Annotated in this window: 17 protein-coding genes; 3 read left to right on the top strand and 14 right to left on the bottom strand. The window is 56.6% G+C overall.

Annotation, left to right across the window (positions count from 1 at the left end; genetic code table 11):
* Positions 1-9: 9 nt before the first annotated feature.
* The 7 genes from ACQE2I_RS15290 to dctP all read right to left on the bottom strand — a co-directional run bounded on the left by ACQE2I_RS15290 (position 10) and on the right by dctP (position 7,216).
* A complete protein-coding gene (locus ACQE2I_RS15290; protein WP_427028917.1) occupies positions 10-705 on the bottom strand; it encodes a PspA/IM30 family protein in 696 nt (231 codons plus the stop codon).
* Positions 706-768: 63 nt separating this feature from the next.
* A complete protein-coding gene (locus ACQE2I_RS15285; RefSeq protein ID WP_427028916.1) occupies positions 769-1,227 on the bottom strand; it encodes a DUF2170 family protein in 459 nt (152 codons plus the stop codon).
* 131 nt (positions 1,228-1,358) lie between these two features.
* Entirely contained in the window at positions 1,359-2,897 is a 1,539-nt protein-coding gene (locus tag ACQE2I_RS15280) for a malonate--CoA ligase (protein WP_427028915.1), read from the bottom strand.
* Positions 2,894-4,273 carry a malonyl-CoA decarboxylase gene (locus ACQE2I_RS15275; protein ID WP_427028914.1) on the bottom strand — a complete coding sequence of 460 codons (1,380 nt, stop codon included), beginning with the start codon at positions 4,271-4,273 and terminating at the stop codon, positions 2,894-2,896. The genes ACQE2I_RS15280 and ACQE2I_RS15275 overlap by 4 nt, the downstream gene beginning before the upstream one ends.
* A gap of 11 nt (positions 4,274-4,284) precedes the next feature.
* Positions 4,285-5,619, bottom strand: coding sequence for a TRAP transporter large permease (locus ACQE2I_RS15270; protein WP_427028913.1), 1,335 nt, complete (start codon positions 5,617-5,619; stop codon positions 4,285-4,287).
* 2 nt (positions 5,620-5,621) lie between these two features.
* Complete coding sequence (locus ACQE2I_RS15265) at positions 5,622-6,143, bottom strand: TRAP transporter small permease subunit (protein WP_427028912.1); 522 nt, start codon at positions 6,141-6,143, stop codon at positions 5,622-5,624.
* Between the two features lie 77 nt (positions 6,144-6,220).
* Positions 6,221-7,216, bottom strand: coding sequence for a TRAP transporter substrate-binding protein DctP (gene dctP, locus ACQE2I_RS15260; protein ID WP_427028911.1), 996 nt, complete (start codon positions 7,214-7,216; stop codon positions 6,221-6,223).
* Between the two features lie 152 nt (positions 7,217-7,368).
* On the opposite strand from dctP, the gene ACQE2I_RS15255 reads away from it, so the two are divergent.
* Complete coding sequence (locus tag ACQE2I_RS15255; RefSeq protein WP_427028910.1) at positions 7,369-8,052, top strand: GntR family transcriptional regulator; 684 nt, start codon at positions 7,369-7,371, stop codon at positions 8,050-8,052.
* Positions 8,053-8,116: 64 nt separating this feature from the next.
* Here the strand turns inward: ACQE2I_RS15255 and ACQE2I_RS15250 are convergent, their stop codons facing one another.
* Genes ACQE2I_RS15250 through ACQE2I_RS15230 form a run of 5 tightly spaced genes read right to left on the bottom strand, consistent with a single transcriptional unit; the run spans position 8,117 to position 13,394 of the window.
* On the bottom strand, positions 8,117-8,563 hold the full coding sequence (locus ACQE2I_RS15250; protein WP_427028909.1) for an HAD family acid phosphatase: 447 nt from the start codon (positions 8,561-8,563) through the stop codon (positions 8,117-8,119).
* A 10-nt stretch (positions 8,564-8,573) separates the two neighbouring features.
* Positions 8,574-9,641 carry an MBL fold metallo-hydrolase gene (locus ACQE2I_RS15245; RefSeq protein ID WP_427028908.1) on the bottom strand — a complete coding sequence of 356 codons (1,068 nt, stop codon included), beginning with the start codon at positions 9,639-9,641 and terminating at the stop codon, positions 8,574-8,576.
* Positions 9,638-10,699 (bottom strand): ABC transporter ATP-binding protein, encoded by a 1,062-nt coding sequence (locus ACQE2I_RS15240; RefSeq protein ID WP_427028907.1) that lies wholly within the window; start codon positions 10,697-10,699, stop codon positions 9,638-9,640. The genes ACQE2I_RS15245 and ACQE2I_RS15240 overlap by 4 nt, the downstream gene beginning before the upstream one ends.
* Positions 10,687-12,399 (bottom strand): ABC transporter permease, encoded by a 1,713-nt coding sequence (locus tag ACQE2I_RS15235; RefSeq protein WP_427028906.1) that lies wholly within the window; start codon positions 12,397-12,399, stop codon positions 10,687-10,689. The genes ACQE2I_RS15240 and ACQE2I_RS15235 overlap by 13 nt, the downstream gene beginning before the upstream one ends.
* Before the next feature lie 2 nt (positions 12,400-12,401).
* Complete coding sequence (locus tag ACQE2I_RS15230) at positions 12,402-13,394, bottom strand: ABC transporter substrate-binding protein (RefSeq protein ID WP_427028904.1); 993 nt, start codon at positions 13,392-13,394, stop codon at positions 12,402-12,404.
* Positions 13,395-13,597: 203 nt separating this feature from the next.
* Between ACQE2I_RS15230 and ACQE2I_RS15225 the strand changes: the two genes are divergently transcribed.
* Entirely contained in the window at positions 13,598-13,864 is a 267-nt protein-coding gene (locus ACQE2I_RS15225; protein ID WP_427028903.1) for a DksA/TraR family C4-type zinc finger protein, read from the top strand.
* Between the two features lie 15 nt (positions 13,865-13,879).
* Here the strand turns inward: ACQE2I_RS15225 and ACQE2I_RS15220 are convergent, their stop codons facing one another.
* Positions 13,880-14,356, bottom strand: coding sequence for a DMT family transporter (locus ACQE2I_RS15220; RefSeq protein WP_427028902.1), 477 nt, complete (start codon positions 14,354-14,356; stop codon positions 13,880-13,882).
* A 27-nt stretch (positions 14,357-14,383) separates the two neighbouring features.
* Complete coding sequence (locus ACQE2I_RS15215; protein ID WP_427028901.1) at positions 14,384-14,812, bottom strand: DMT family transporter; 429 nt, start codon at positions 14,810-14,812, stop codon at positions 14,384-14,386.
* 89 nt (positions 14,813-14,901) lie between these two features.
* On the opposite strand from ACQE2I_RS15215, the gene ACQE2I_RS15210 reads away from it, so the two are divergent.
* Positions 14,902-15,834 (top strand): LysR family transcriptional regulator, encoded by a 933-nt coding sequence (locus tag ACQE2I_RS15210; RefSeq protein ID WP_427028899.1) that lies wholly within the window; start codon positions 14,902-14,904, stop codon positions 15,832-15,834.
* The last annotated feature ends 51 nt before the right edge of the window (positions 15,835-15,885 follow it).

The following is a 15,885-nucleotide window of genomic DNA, read 5'->3' as shown; positions in this document are numbered from 1 at the left end:
CCGCTGGGCTTACGCTTGTGGCGCGTTTTTCTTGGCTTTTAGGCGCGCTAACACGTCGTCGGCTTTGCGGTTCTGGCCGCCCACGCCGGCCGCTTTCAAGCGCGCTTCCAGTGAACTGCCGCTCTCCTCCGCGGCCATATCGTCAGCCGCCTGCATTTGCGCCGAGTTAAGCTGCTGGCGCTCTTTAATGCGCTCCAGTGACTCCATGGCACTGCTCATGGCACTGTTCTGACCCGAATGGCGAGCGGCCACAGCGGATTGCGCTTTCTGCGCTGACTCCGTCGCTTTAACCACGCTAACCTGCTGCTTCAACTGGCGAAGCTGGTTGTCGGTGCCGCGAATCGCGCCGCGTAGCTTTTCGATGCTGGCATCGTATTCGCTAACAATGGCGCGCTCAGCTTCCAGGTCATCCTGTAGTGCCACCATACGTTCAGCCACTTCAACCGCCAGCGCTTCTTCGCCTTTATCCAGCGCGGCTTCGGCGCTTTTTTCCAGCTCGGCGATTTTACTTTCCAGCGTGTCGGCTTTGTTGTTGTTTAGCTGGCGCTGGCCCATTAGGCGGGTCAGTTCAGTTTTTGACTGGCTAAGGTGATTTTCTGAATCGCGAATTTCCTGGTCTAAAATACGTAGCGCCTGGGAATCCACGACCGTTTGACCGGTTTCATTCGCTTTGCCGCGCAGGGCGGTCATAATTTTGCTTAACATAAATAATCTCACAGGTAAGTTGCTGTAATAGTGGCACTAATAATAACCGAGCAGAGATAAGCGTTATACGAAATGGGTTTGAATCAGTTCGGCAACTTCCATGGCAGCGCCCGCAGTGGCATGCAGCTCTGCACAAATAGACTCAAGTTTGGAATCGCCAAACAGCTGCCCATAAGCCACGTAAACGTCGTGGCCGTCGATTTCGACAATACCCACGGAGGCCAGCGGCAGCGAAATGCCCTGGCGCAGCAGCACTTCATTGAGCTCAGCGCTGTTTTTGACGGCCTCTACAGCAGCGATGGACGCCATTGCCATCCACTCATTTTCGCTACGCGACAGCGTAATCGGCAAGTTACCGTAATCGCTAAGTTCCCAGATTAGCGTCTGATTCGTCTCATCCAGGCTGACCGTGCCCTCAGGCCACTCAAGGGTATTGTCGCCAGCGCTGTTGGACGCGGGCTGCTTGACTAAATGATATAGCTCGGTGGCGGTGATGCCATTGGTGACGGTAGGCGTAGTCAAAGCAATTTGCTCCATCGTTCGTTAAGTCGTTTCACCTTAACACTTAGTGGAGCAAATGGTTCCTTTTCCCCAAAAGCCCCGCAGAAGCGGGGCCAAAAGGAGGGAGAGCATAACGTTAGTGAAGAGCGCGTCTAAGGGCGTCGGTAGGTGTCGTCAAATTGCCTGCGGAGTTGATTTTTTTGCACTTTGCCCATGGTGTTGCGCGGCAGTTCATCGACAAAAAACACCCGCTTGGGCTGCTTGTACTTGGCGAGACGGCCGTCTAAATGGCTGATCACATCGTCTTCTTCAAGCCGGCCCTCCTCAAGATCGGCGCCTGGCTGGCGCACGACGACAGCGGTAACGCCCTCGCCAAAGTCAGGATGTGGCAAGCCGATTACCGCGGATTCGGCGACTTGATCAAGCTCGTCAATCACCTGCTCGACCTCTTTGGGGTAGACGTTGTAGCCGCCGGAAATCACTAGATCTTTGTCGCGCCCGACGATATGCACATAGCCCTGTGCGTCGACCATGGCGAGATCGCCGGTAATAAAAAAGCCATCGTCTAACAGCTCCTCACGGGTCTTTTCCGGCATCCGCCAGTAACCGATAAACACATTGGGACCACGAATCTGCAGCATGCCAATCTCGCCTAACGGCACCTCATCGCCGCTTTCGCGATTAGTAATGCGCATCTCCACGCCAAGTAGCGGCATGCCCACGGTGCCCGCCCGCCGGGCGCCTTCATAAGGATTGGAGAGGTTCATATTGGTTTCGGTCATGCCGTAGCGTTCTAAAATCGCATGGCCGGTTTTGGCTTCAAAGGCTTCATGGGTTTCGGCGGTGAGCGGGGCAGAGCCGGAAACGAATAGCCGCATATGGGCAGTGGCTTCTGGTGTTAGGCGCTCGTCCTGAACCAAGCGGGTATAGAAAGTGGGAACACCCATCAACACGCTGCCGCGGGGCAACTCTGCGAAAATGATGTCGGCATCGAATTTAGGCAGAAACAGCATGCTGGCGCCCGCCATCAGGGTAACGTTGCAGGCAACAAACAAACCGTGGGTGTGGAAGATCGGCAGCGCGTGGATGAGCCGATCATCAGCGCTGAAGTGCCACGCCTTGACCAAGGTTTCAGCGTTTGAGGCCAAGTTTTGGTGGGTCAGCATGGCACCTTTAGAGCGCCCGGTGGTGCCTGATGTATACAGAATGGCAGCCAAGTCGCGCTCGTCCAGCGCCACGATATCTTCCCGCGGCGATGCCGCATGGGCGGTTTCCATCAGGCTGCCATCGGCGGTGCTACCGAGCGTGGCCACTGCCGGGCAGCCGGTTTCAGCGGCCAGTGCCTGGGCCTCATCGAGTAATTTAGGGCGGCAAACAAACAGCGCGGGTTCGGCGTCGTTTAAGAAGTAGCGAATCTCATCGCCGGTATAGCCGGTATTAAGTGGTAAATAAACACCGCCAATACGCAAGCAGGCTAAATAAAGCAGTATCGCTTCAGGGCTTTTATCCACCTGTACGGCCACGCGGTCGCCTTGTTTAACACCTAGTTCGGTCAATGCCCCCGCCAGTTGGGCGCTTGAGTTAAGCGCATCGGTATAGGTGTAGCGGCGGCCATCGCGGGTGGTAATAAAATCAGCGTCAGCGCGTTGGCGCATTTTGGCGGCAAAGGTTTCAAATAGATTGTGGCTCATTTGGTGGTCTCTCCCTTGGCCATTTTGCGGGCGCGACGAGCGAGGTCGCGCACCTCATTTGAGCAGGCAACGGTGGCCTTGGCGGTATAGTTTTCGTGGTTGCGTTCAATATCGTCTAGCACATACAGGTAGTTGACCATCAAGCCCGCGGCCTGTTTAAAGCCTTTAGCGGAGATATCGCCGAGCCAGTTAATGCGGTGTAGTTCGGCACCGTTACCCAGATGAAAGCGCGCCACCGGATTCAGCGGCAGGCCGTGATGGTTCTTCTCTTCGACCAGGTAACGCGCGGCCAGCGGGCGGATGGCGGCTTTAAGCTGTTCTTCCCGGGCTTTGTCCTGATGCCAGTCGGGCGTTTCCAGCTCTTTAAGGGGCTTACGCAGCGAGGCAGGGAGCTGCTCATCGTCACGCTGTTCCTGCAACCACTGGGCAAAGCCGGGCACCGGCGAAAGGGTGACAAAGTACTTAAGTTGCGGCAGCTCCTGGGATAACTCCTGAACCACCTGCTTGATTAAGAAGTTGCCAAATGAGATGCCGCGCAGCCCAGTCTGGCAGTTGCTAATGCCGAAGAACGCTGCGCTATCAGCATCCTCAGGTTCATCTATGCCTTTTTTCGCTTTGCTGCGCTCCCCAGAGCTTTCACCAGATAAGATCGGTTGGATTTGGCTGGGCAGGCCCTTGTGTAGAGCAACTTCCACAAAGATCAGCGGCTCGTCGCCAATCGCCGGGTGGAAGAAGGCAAAGCAGCGCCGGTCGCGGGCGTCTAGCCGCCGACGCAGGTCGTCCCAATCCTGAATTTCGTGCACCGCTTCGTAGCGGATGATTTTTTCAAGGATTGAGGCTGGCGTGTTCCAGTCAATGCGCTTGAGCATCAAAAAGCCGCGGTTAAACCAGGAGCCAAACAGGTGGGAAAAATCATCGTCAATAGCCGAAAAATCAGGCTGTTCGCGTAGCAAACCCAGCAAGTCTTGACGCATTTTAACCAGCTCATAGGTACCGTCGCTGGCCAGGTTTAAACGCCGGAAGAGCTCTTGGCGCCGCGGCTCACAGGCTTCAAATAGGCGCTGCAATGTGGGGTTGTCGCGGGCGTCTTGATACGCCGCGTAGGCCGCATCAATGGGGCCTGGTTCGGCAGCGAATTCCGTTAATAGGCGGTCAAAGAAATGGCTTTTTTCAGCAGCCGTGAGGCGCTGATAAATCGCCAAAGCGCGGCTTGCAAGGGCAATGCTAGACGCCTCCCCGTCGCTTTCTAAAAGCGCCTGGCAGGCCTTAATCAGTTGCCCATGGTCGGGCGTTAGGGTCTCGGGATGGCGGCGCCGCAACAGCGCGTCACGCTGGGTGATGTTGTTGAACAGCTCCTGCAAAAACAGCATGTTCATGGTCGAACTCCTTACCCCATGATCAAGTTAGGTAGCCAAAGCGCGATGCCTGGGAAGAGACACAGCAGCAAGATACCCAGCACCATGCACAGCGCGTAGGGCAAGCTTCCCATCAGAATGTCGCGCAGCGAAATATCCGGCGCGATACCTTTGATAATAAACAGGTTAAGTCCTACCGGTGGAGTAATCAGTCCGATCTCCAAGTTGATGGTCAAAATCACCGCAAACCAGTAGGGGTCGAAGTTAGCGGCCAGGATAATCGGCAACAGAATCGGCGCGGTCATCACGATCACGGCGACCGGAGGCAGGAAGAAACCGGCGACCAGCAGGAAGAGGTTAATCACCCCCATCAGCGCCCAGCGGTTAATCTCAAGATCCGCAATCGCGGCTGCCACGGTTTGGGTTATAAACATGGAAGAGAGTGCATAGGCGAACACTTCGGCGGTGGCGATCACCAGCATGATCATCACGCTTTCGCGCAGCGAGTCGCGCATGATCAGTTTGATCGGGCCCAGCTGCCACATGCGGTAAATCAGAATAGCCAGTGCCAAGCACAGGAAGGCACCTACGCCTGCTGCTTCTGAGGGTGTTGCTACACCGCCATACAGGGCAAACAAGATACCCGCGACCACGCCCATAAAAGGCAGTACACGGACGAGCGCTTTCAGGTTGGTATCGACATTCTGCTTAACGTTCTGTTTTAACCGTTCGACGGACTCTGCCATCGGGTTGTTGTAACCACCGGCCATCTTGCAGGCGATTATCGTCCAGATCATAAACAGGCCAGCGAGCATAAAGCCCGGCACCACCCCGGCAATAAACAGCCGACCAATAGAGGTTTCGGTGGAGATGCCGTAGATGATCATGGTAACCGACGGCGGGATCAGAATGCCTAAGGTGCCGCCCGCGGCAATACAGCCTGCTGCCACACCGTCTGGGTAGCCGCGCATACGCATTTCGGGAATACCCATTTTGCCAATCGCCGCACAGGTGGCTGGTGACGAACCCGAGAGAGCGGCAAAAATAGAGCAGGCACCGATATTGGAGACCGCCAAACCGCCGGGCAGTTTGCCCATCCACAGATCCAACGAGCGGTAAAGATCGCGGCCGGTGGGCGAGGAGGCTACGGCGGCGCCCATCAAAATAAACATCGGGATGGCGACAAAACCAAACTCGGCGATGCGGTCAAAAAAGGTTTCCCCAAAGTAGGTGAGCTCGGAAAGGCCACGGTCATAGAGCAGCGCGAGCAGCGATACACCGCCCAGGGCGAAAGCGATAGGGGTGCCAATGGCCATCAGCGCAATCAGCGCGACGGCGACAATAATGCCTAACGTAATGGGATCCATACTTAGCTCTCCCCGCGCAAGATTTCAGCCACATACTGCAGCGACAGCAAGGTGGCACCGACGGCCATGGGCAGCAGCGCGGGCCACAGCGGCGGGTTCCAGACTGACCCCGTGGTCCACCCGCCGTGGAGTGCCTCAAAAACATACACCCAGCTGGCGTATGCCAGGGCGGCACAAAAACCTAACCCAAACAGCGAAGCGATCAGACGCATAATGGTGCGGGCAATACCGCCCAGCGCATCGGGAACAATAGTGATAGCAACGTGGCCGCCGGTCATCAGTACATAGGGGCTACCCATCAGCATCGCCGCCGTCACCGAGAAGATGGTGAATTCGGTCTGCCAACTGGTGCTCATCCCCAGTAAGTAGCGAACAAACACCATCTGGCAGATGACCAATACGCCAGCGATAAACATGGCGCAGGCCAAATAAGCGGAAATTCGCGAGAGCTTATCCATCAGGCGGATGTAGCCGCCGATGATGCCCCTTCGCAAGGGGGCTTCGTGAGTGGTTGTGGTTGCCATAGTTCCCTCATCCAGCACAGCAAGCATCAGTGTTAAGCGACCATTCCTAAAAGAATGGCCGCGCCGGTATGCGTTGCTTACTCGACGGCCAGCGCTGCATCGATAATGGCTTGGCCATTGGGAACATTGTCGGCAAAGTTTTTGTAGGAGGTCTCGCGGGCGATTTCCAGCCAGGCGTTGTAGTCCTCTTCGCTCATGCTGACGACCTCAACGCCGTTCTCCTCGTAAAGATCGACCATCTCCTGATCAATGGCGGCGGCCTCTTCAGCAAAGAAGGCCTCTGCCGCCTCACCGGCTTCCATTAGCGCGGCTTGCTGCTCTTCGTTAAGCCCTTGCCACACCTGCTCGGAGATCAGAATCGGCTCATACATGAACCACAGTGCGAAGTCGCCCGGCTCGGTCAGACACTCGACCTGCTCATAAAGGCGGAAAGAGATAAATGACATCGACGAGGTATTGGCGGCGTCCAGTACGCCGGTTTGCATGGCGGTGTAAACCTCAGAGGAGGGCATAGAAGCGATGGAGGCACCGGCTGCTTCCAGCATCTCTTCAAAGGCGGGCCCGGCAGCACGCAGGTTCTGACCCTCGACGGTATCGGGTGAGGTAATGCACCGCTCGCTAGAGGCAAAGCCGCCCGATAACCAGGCATCTGAGAGCACTCGAGCGCCGCCATCTAGGATCACCGCTTTGATCATCTCCATGTATTCGGAGTCATTCAGACGCTGAGCATGTGCCTGGTTGCGCACTAAACCTGGCATCAGCGTGGCAGAGAACTCAGGGTGCCGACCGCTGGCGTAATCCAGCGGCAGCGAAGTGATATCCAGGCGGCCACGGGCGATGGCACCCCACTGTTCGCGCGCTTTAAACAGCGATTGGCCGGGGTAGACCTCTATGGTCAGGCCAACGTCTGCCTCGGCCACGTGGCGGGCCATCATTTGCACCATTTCGTCGCGAACATCTCCCTGGCCCCCGGGGAATTGATGCGACGCGCGTAGCACGGTATCGGCAGAGGCGTGGGAAGCCGCAATGGCGAGACCAAGAGCGGCAGCAGTTGAGATCAAATAGCGTTGCATGAGGTGTCTCCAACAGTTGTTGTTGTGTGTTTGGATTGACTGTATCTATCAGTCGAGCTGATATATATATCAATAGGCGCTACGTATGCTAATGTCAACTGTATGACAGTATTAAAACGGCTAAGACGAGCCGCGATCCAAGGAGGTAAAACATGACGGGCACCAAGCGTTCCAACGCTCAACGATTAAGAGATTCGCTTGAAAATGACATTATTAATGGCCGCCGTTTACCGGGAGAACGCCTGGATCCTGAAGCCTTGGGCCGTGAGTTTCAGGTCTCGCGAACACCCGTGCGTGAGGCCTTTCAGCAACTGGTGGCTAGTGGCTTGGTCACTGTTTCGCCCAAGAAAGGTACTTTCGTCGCAAAGGTGGGGATTGATCAACTGATCGAAATGTTCGAGGTGATGGCCGAACTTGAAGGCATGTGCGGCCGCCTGGCGGCACGCCGTATTACCGAGCAGGAGTTAACCGCGCTACGCGAAGCGCACCAACGCTGCGAAGCGGCAGCACTGGCGGGAGATAGCGACGAGTACTACTACGAAAACGAAGGCTTTCACGACTGTATCTACACCGCTAGCCACAACACTTTTTTGGCCAGCGAAGCGCGCCAACTTAAACAACGCTTAAAGCCTTACCGGCGCTTGCAGCTCCAGATGCGCCAGCGGGTAAATAATTCCCTCAGCGAGCACCAAGCCATCGTGGAAGCCATTGAACAGGGCAACCCCGTGGCGGCCCAGCAAGCACTGAGTGACCATGTATTGATTCAGGGTGAACGCTTTAGCGACTTCGTTTCCAGCGTTCGTCGGATGGAGTCGCCGTTAGAAAGAACCGGCTGATACGGCTCCTAATCTAGATTACCCCGACTGCCAACGGCTTAATCATCGCCAGGCTGGCAAAGGCTTAAAAATCCCCCGGCGCGCACTGCAGGCAGGTGAGGCCGAGTGCGCGCCACTGGGTAACTACGGCGTCACGGTCATCCAGCACCAGCCAGGGGGCAAAGCCGTCGTGGCGCATTTGATTGAGTAGCGCGGACTTTACCTCTTCATCATCCACATGGTCATCGCCTTCTGGGCGCAGGTACATGGCATCAAAGGGGATGGTGTGGCGCTCTAACCAGCGTTGGGTATGCTCACGGTGGCTATCTGGGCGGCCGCTGCAAATCACGATCTGCTGACCTTGTGCCTTTAAAATCTTAACCAGCTTGGCCACCGCTTCGATCACCGGCGCTTCGGCCATATGGGCGAAGAAGGGCTCCCACTGTTTCTGACTACCCAGCACCCAGTCACTGACCTGGTGGGGGTGAAACTCCGCCAAGGTGCCATCGACATCAACAATGACTGCAGACATACAAAACTCCCTAAACAGAAAAAGTAGCTAAGCGAGAATCAACACGGAAACGCTGAGCAGTGCAGAGCCGATCACTGAGCAACCTACGCCAGGCAGTTAATGGGTTAGCGCAAAGCGGGGTAAATAGCGGCACTACCTGAGTGGCGCCCAGCTGGTCGGCGAGCGCCACCAGGTGCGACGCACGCAGGTGAACATTCCAGCGCTGCCAGCTTATCTCGCCCACCGCTAGCTGGGCGCGGCGCTCGGGGATGAGGTGACCCGTATGGAGCAGGTGGTAATTGGGCCACTGTTCCGGGGTATCGTTGCGGTCACTTATTAACCGGAGTGTGGCGTGTTCATCATTTGCTCGCGCCAACACATTGGCAATAGCAACATCGATCCCAGGTCTTCGCAGAGAGGCAGGCAATGCTAATAGCGCCGCTAGGTTGTCACGAATCACTGGCTCGATGGCGAGCGTTAACTGCCGCTGTTCAGCTTCTTCCGCTAGCCATAGGGCCATTTCCAGGGCGCGACCGGTTTCCGGCACTGGAAACGCCAGCGGCTGATTAAGATGCTGACTGATAGCCTGCACACAACGCGTTTGAGCTTGGTCGTAGCTGCCGTAGGAGGCATCCAGTAGTGCAATACGCGCCGGTGGTGGCGTATCAAATGGAAACAGCCGTGACTCAAAACAAGCATCGCCGCTGTAAAAAATACCTTCTGCTACCGCTAAATGCAGCCATACACCGCCTAGCGAGTGTCCCGCTTGGCCGGTGGTGATGGTGATGCCTTCCACGTCTAATGAGCCGCGCTCTGGCAAGGGTCGCCATTGCCGGTTTTTGGGCAGTGCATTGGCCACTAGCGGCGTGCAGTAAAGCGGTACGTAAGCAGGCAGCTGTGCTACGCCACCGATATGATCGACATGGTCGTGGCTGATCAGCACCGCATCCACGTCCAAATTGTTCGTCCAAGTAATCTGGTCGCCGGGGTGCAACGCGCCACCCGCGTCTAGCAGTAAGCGTTTTCCCTGTGCTTCTACCACGATCGCGGCAGGGCCTTTGGCGCCTAACCCACTGAGAACCTCAATGTGTACGCTCATTGATCGGGCTCCAGACACCAGCCCTGCTGCAGGCTAACGGCAACCTGGCTACCCAAATCAGGCGCGGCATGATGGTAGGCCAGCAGGGTTTCGCCACTGGGTAGGCGCAATGTCAGTTCATAGCGCTCACCACGGAAAATTACGCTTTCCACCTGGGCGGCAAGCTGACTATGCGTGGGGGCCGCGGAGGAAGAGAGTGTCGTGCTGAGCTGAATATGCTCCGGGCGCACCAGTACTGTTTGAGTTCGCTCGGATGCGAGGGCGTTCAGCCCGCGCATCAAGGCAGCGCTCTCAAGGCGCTTGCCAGGGTGTCCGGCGGCGACCTTTAATTGGCTACCCTGGCCGATAAAGCCGGCTACCCAGGCGGTTAGCGGCTGGCGGTAAAGAGTTTCCGGGGCGCCCCACTGCACCAATTTGCCCGCTTTCATCACGGCGATTTTATCCGCCAGCGCCATGGCTTCGGTTTGGTCGTGGGTGACGTAGACCAGCGTGGCACCGGTGCGCTGGTGAAAATCGCGGAAGCTGTGCTCCATGGTGGCGCGCAGATGGCGGTCAAGGTTGGCCAGTGGCTCATCCAGGAGTACGACTGACGGGTCGCTGACCAGGCAGCGCGCCAGAGCGACGCGCTGGCGCTGGCCACCGCTAAGGGCCTGGGGCATACGCTCGGCGTAGGCCTCAAGTTCTACTAGGCTCAGTGCCTGCTGCACCTTTTGCTGATACGCCGCCCCGCGCAGGCCGCGCAGTTTGACCGGGTAGCCCACGTTGTCGGCCACGCTCATATGCGGCCATAGCGCATAGGACTGGAACACCATGGCCATATTGCGTTGCTCGGGGGGCACATGAGTATCGGCGCTGGCCAGGGTGCGATTGGCTAACTGAATGCTACCCTCGTTGATTGTTTCAAAACCCGCCAGCATGCGTAGCATGGTGGTTTTGCCGCAGCCGCTAGGGCCGAGTAGGGCAACAAACTCACCCGGATTAATCTCCAGCGACAGCGCATCCACAGCGGTGTGTTCGCCAAAGCGTTTGGTAACGCTATCAATTGCTAGCCCTGCCATGGGATGACTCCTTTTGGGAGGCGCGGCGCTAGCACACTAAGCGTCAGCATCAGCGAGGCGACCATAAGCACCACCAGCACCGAAACAGCCGCGGCCAGCACGCTTTCGCCACCTTGATCTAGGTTGAAAATCAGTACGCCAAGGGTTTCGTTGCCGGCGCTCCACAGCAGCGCTGACACAGTGAGCTCGTTGACCGCTAGCAGGAACACCAGCAGCCCGCCTGCGAATAATGCTGGTGCTACTAGCGGTAAAATGATCCCGCCGAGACGCCGCCACGGACCTGCACCGGCTAGCTGTGCCGCTTCTTCAAGGGAGGGATCTAACTGTGCCAAACTAGCGGCGACGGGCTTCACACAGACCACCAGAAAGCGCGCCAGATAGGCGACAAAAATCAGCCCCAGGGTGCCGTAGAGCGCCACATTGATAATCGGCAGTGGGCGTACAAACAGCAGAATGCAGGCAATCGCCAGCACCACGCCGGGCAGGGCATAGGGAATTTCGATAGCGCTAAGCACTATGCCGCGTAAGCGTTCTGGTAGTCGCTGCAGCCGGTAAGCCAGCGGCAGGCTTAATAGCATTAATACCACGGCCGCACTGCCCGCTAGCCATAGGCTGTTACTCACTGCACGCCATGTGGCGCCTTGGCGACCCATCACTTCGGCGTAAGCGTTAAATGTGGCGGTATCGGCGTTAAGCGGCACACCAACCGCGGGCACTAGCGAGCTGACAACGAGAGCGAGCAGCGGTGCGACTAGGATAATCAATAAGATGCCCACCAGCGTTGTGGTCACCAGGGCACGCCAGCGACCCAGGGTAAAGTCATGGGAGCGCCCGCTATGGCCGCCTAAGCCAAAGCGGCTACGGCCCATCAAGTGTTGTTGCAGCGCTACCCCGGCCAGTGCCAGTAAACCAATCAGTAGTGACAGCGCCGCCATTTCGGCCAAAACGCCTGTACCGAAGCTAGCCATACGCTGGTAGATCAGTGTTGGCAGCACGTAATAACCCGCTGGGATGCCCAGCATAGCGGGAATGCCGAAGTTGCCCAGGCTGGAAATAAACGCCATTGCACCTCCGGCAATCAAACCGCTGCGGGTCACCGGCAGAATAATATGACCCCAAACTTGGGTTTGTTTGGCGCCGCTAATGCGGGCGGCTTCGACAAGCTCGCGAGGCAAAGAAAGCAGGCTGGTGCGCAGGGCCAGAAATACCAGCGGTGCGCTTTGGATGCCTAACAGCAGGGCGATACCTTCAGCGGAGTAAAGCGGCTGCGGGCTGCCCAATGGTGGCGCCATTCCAATGCTCTTCAGCAGTGGGCTAGCTGGGCCGAACAGCTGAAGCCAGCTTAAGGCAGTTACCTGGGGCGGAATCATCATCGGCAGCATAAAGCAGAACACTAGCCACGATTTGCCGCGCACATTGGTTAGCGTGATGGCAAACGCAAATAGGCTGCCGAGCACTAGGGCAATCAGCATGCCGAGCCCGGAGGTGTAAAGGCTATGCCATAGCGCCCGCCAGGTATTGGCACTATTGAGCACCTGCCATAGCGGCGATTGGCGGCCCTGAGCAAGATCGCTCAACGCTTCGATCAGCAGGCGCAGGCTGGGCGCCAAGCTCAGCAGCACAATGGCAATCAATAGGCTTGAAAGCAGCCAGCGGTGCTGGCTGCCGTACTTGTTGTCATAGCTCAGGGTGGGCGTCATGCTTACCCGCCGAATAGATCGCTAAAGCGCTGTTTAAGTCCGGCTTCCTGGGCCAGCGCCTGCTCGGTATCAACCGGCATTAGGGCGATGTTAGCGCGCTCGGGAAAACCTTCAGGCGGCGTGATGTCGTTGCGGGCGGGCAGGTAACCCTGCTGGCTGACTAATTCCTGGCCTTGTTGGGAGAGCACAAAGTCGACAAACTGCTGTGCGGCATCCAGGTTCTTGGCATCCTGCATGATGGCCACCGGCTCGGTGACGGCGCTCACGCCCTCTTCAGGAAATACGAATTCCACCGGCGAGCCTTTGGCGGCTTCACGAATGGGTAAAAAATCCACCACGATGCCGTAAGGCTTACTGCCTGCCGCGACGGCATTGAATACGCCGCCATTACCGCCCTGGGCTTCGGTGCTGTTGGCGTGTAACGCTTCGTAGTATTCGGCGCCTAGCTCGGGGTTGGCGCTAATGGCGGCCATGTGGATCAATGCCGCGCCGGAGTATAGTGGGCTGGGCATGGTCACCAGACCTTTATAGTCAGGCCCCAGCAGGTCTTGCCAGCTCTGCGGCTGATGCTCGGCGCCGGTGTTATAGACAATCCCGGTGGTGATCAGCTTGGTGCCGTAATAGTAGCCTTCTGGATCATACAGCTCAGCGTCATAGCCGTTGCGCTCATCGCTCAGGTAAGGCTGTAGATGGCCTTCCTGCTTAAGCGACTCCATGGTCATGCTGTCGGCAATCAACAGCACGTCGGGATTGCTTACCCCGGCAGAAAGCTCTGAGCGTAGGCGAGTCATTAGCTGTGTTGTGCCGTCGCGAACCCACTCCACTTCGATATCAGGGTAGGCTACTTGAAAAGCATCAACGGTCTGCTGCGCATCGCTATTAGGCTGGCTGGTGTAGAGCGTCAACGAGTCGTTAGCAACAGCCTGAATGGAAAGGGCAAAACTGGCGACGGCCAGCGACGCTGAAAGAACAGATGCTGTGGGGAGCTTTAACATGGCGAAAACCTCTAGTGAGTTAGCCCAGCTAAGCTACCGCTATCTGTTTACAACAACGTGACACTTCCTTTTGTGCGAGGTCAGCTATGCGCTATGTGTGCGAGGATAGGGTAGTGCTCATAACCCACAAGGCTGCCCGTTCTACCCGATGTGTTTTGGCTGCTATGCTGAAATCCTGATGTCTTACCGCAAGGAGTATCACCATGGCAGGTGGATGGGCAAAAGATGGTGCCGAACAAGCGCAGATGGAGAGCACGCTGGACGATGCAGTGCAGCGTGCGCGTAGCCAACTGCCTTCAGGAGAAAGCCTTGAGGTTTGTGAGGAGTGTGGCGACCCCATTCCCGAAGCACGTCGCAAGGCCATTCCAGGTGTTCGGCTCTGCGTGCAATGCCAGAGCGAACTAGATAAAAAGCAGTCGAGCTTTAGTGGCTATAATCGCCGCGGCAGCAAAGATAGTCAGCTACGTTAAAACTGGTGAACCTCATTAACTTGGCTGACTTACCAGCCGACGATGACGCTGCTGATGACTGAGATAGATTAAGCCGATAGCACCAATGAGCAGCGCCATCGCAATGTAGCGTGAAGCATCTAATGGTCGCACTGCATTGCTTAACCAGCCGAAATGATCAATCAGTAGGCTCATCAACAGTTGGCCAGAAATGACCGCTACCGTGGCCGCTGCGGTGCCTACTCGGGGTACGGCAAACACAATTGCCAACATATAGACCACGCCAAACAGCGCGCCGGTTAGCTGCCATTTCGGTACACTGAAAAGCGTCGCTTGCTGTGCTGGCTCAAAAAAGAACATCAATAAAAAGGTCAGGACGGCACCAATCACAAAGGTCAGCCAAGCGCTTTCAATGACGCCTGCTTGAGCACCCAAGCGGCCATTGATGGAGGACTGAGCTGCCAGCACCGCACCGCCGACGAGCAGTAAGATAAAGATAAAAGGGAGTAGCATGGTTTAGCTCCTTAAAAACGTTAGCCGTTACATTAACCACAGGGCGGCAAGAATCATCGCTAAGGCGCCAACTCGGTAGCCGTCGACTTTACGTTGTTCGCTTCCCAGCCAGCCAAAGTGGTCGATGGCGACGCTGGCCGCTACTTGGCCGCATAAAATCCCCACCATTGTCATGCCAACACCCACCAGCGGCGTCGCAAGCGTTAACACAATGACGTAGACCGGACCTAAGATGCCGCCCGTCAGCAGCCAGCGAGGCTGCTTAAAGAGGGCTCCCAACTGACGCTTAGGCGCAAACACCAGTGCTAACGAGAGCAGTAGCGCGCCCACCATAAAAATCGACAAGGTGGCCGATAAATGCCCAACCTGCTCGCCAAGAGGGCCTAGCAAGCCGGCTTCGACCGATAGCCCCATCCCGGCGATTAGCACGCCGAGCAGAATAAGTGCGTGACGCATAGGTGGCTCCGCTAAGTAAAAGAAGCGCGTACTGTAGAGAGTTAGTGTTGTTGCTACAATGCGTCAAAACAGCAAAGGACTATTGCATTTTGGACAACTCGCTTCGCCTGTTAGCACTGCGCCTTTTTGTGCGAGTGGCCTCAAGTGGTAGCTTTGCTGAAGCCGCGCGCTACTTTGATCTACCGTCCTCTTCGGTCTCGCGACACATTGCAGGGTTGGAGCGTTCGCTAGGGCAGCGGTTGCTCTATCGCCATACGCGGGCAGTCAGACTGACCGATGCCGGAGAGCGCTACTATCGGGAGGTAAGAAGCATATTAGAACGTTTGGATGCCGCTACCGAACAGGTGGTTAGTGGCGCTCGAGAACCACAGGGGCTGCTGCGTCTGAATGCGCCGGTGGCGTTTGGGCGCCGACATATAGCGCCATTGTTGGCTAGTTTTCAGCAAGCAAACCCGGCTGTGGAAGTAGAGCTAACGTTAAGTGACGCCTTTATCGACCCGGTACAAGAAGGCGCCGATGTCGTCATACGCGTGGGGTCGCTGGGGGATTCAAGCCTGGTGGCCCGGCAACTGGCGACCCAGCGCTTTGTCGCTTGCGCTTCCCCCGCGTATTTAACGCGGCGCGGCGAGCCTCACCATCCCGAACAATTGAGTGACCATAACTGCTTAGTCTATAAAGGAACACGCGGCGTTCAGCCTTGGTATTCCCAGGGGGCTGGCGATCCTCAAGCGCAGCGTTATTCGGTAACAGGCAACTTGCATAGCAACAATGCAGAGAGTCTTGTAGAGGCCGCTCTGCAGGGGCAAGGTATTGTGCTCTTTCCTACGTGGCTACTATTCGATGCGCTGCGGAATGGCAGCCTAACGCCCATTTTAGAAACCTATGAAGCCCTGGGCGAAGCGACACGAGAAGGGATCCATGTTATCTACCCCGAAAACCGCCTGCGCTCGCAGAAAGTGGCCGTCTTTTTAGAGCACTTGTTCGCGGCAATTGGCGAACGACCTTATTGGGATCACTATTAATAGCGATGTTGATAGTGCCCTTATTAACTTTTAAACGTTACCCTCTGATAA

This window comes from Halomonas sp. H2 (assembly GCF_050215315.1).
Classification (GTDB): Bacteria; Pseudomonadota; Gammaproteobacteria; order Pseudomonadales; family Halomonadaceae; genus Vreelandella.
Note: the sequence above shows the minus strand (reverse complement) of the source record. Positions and strands in the feature narration are given on the sequence as shown.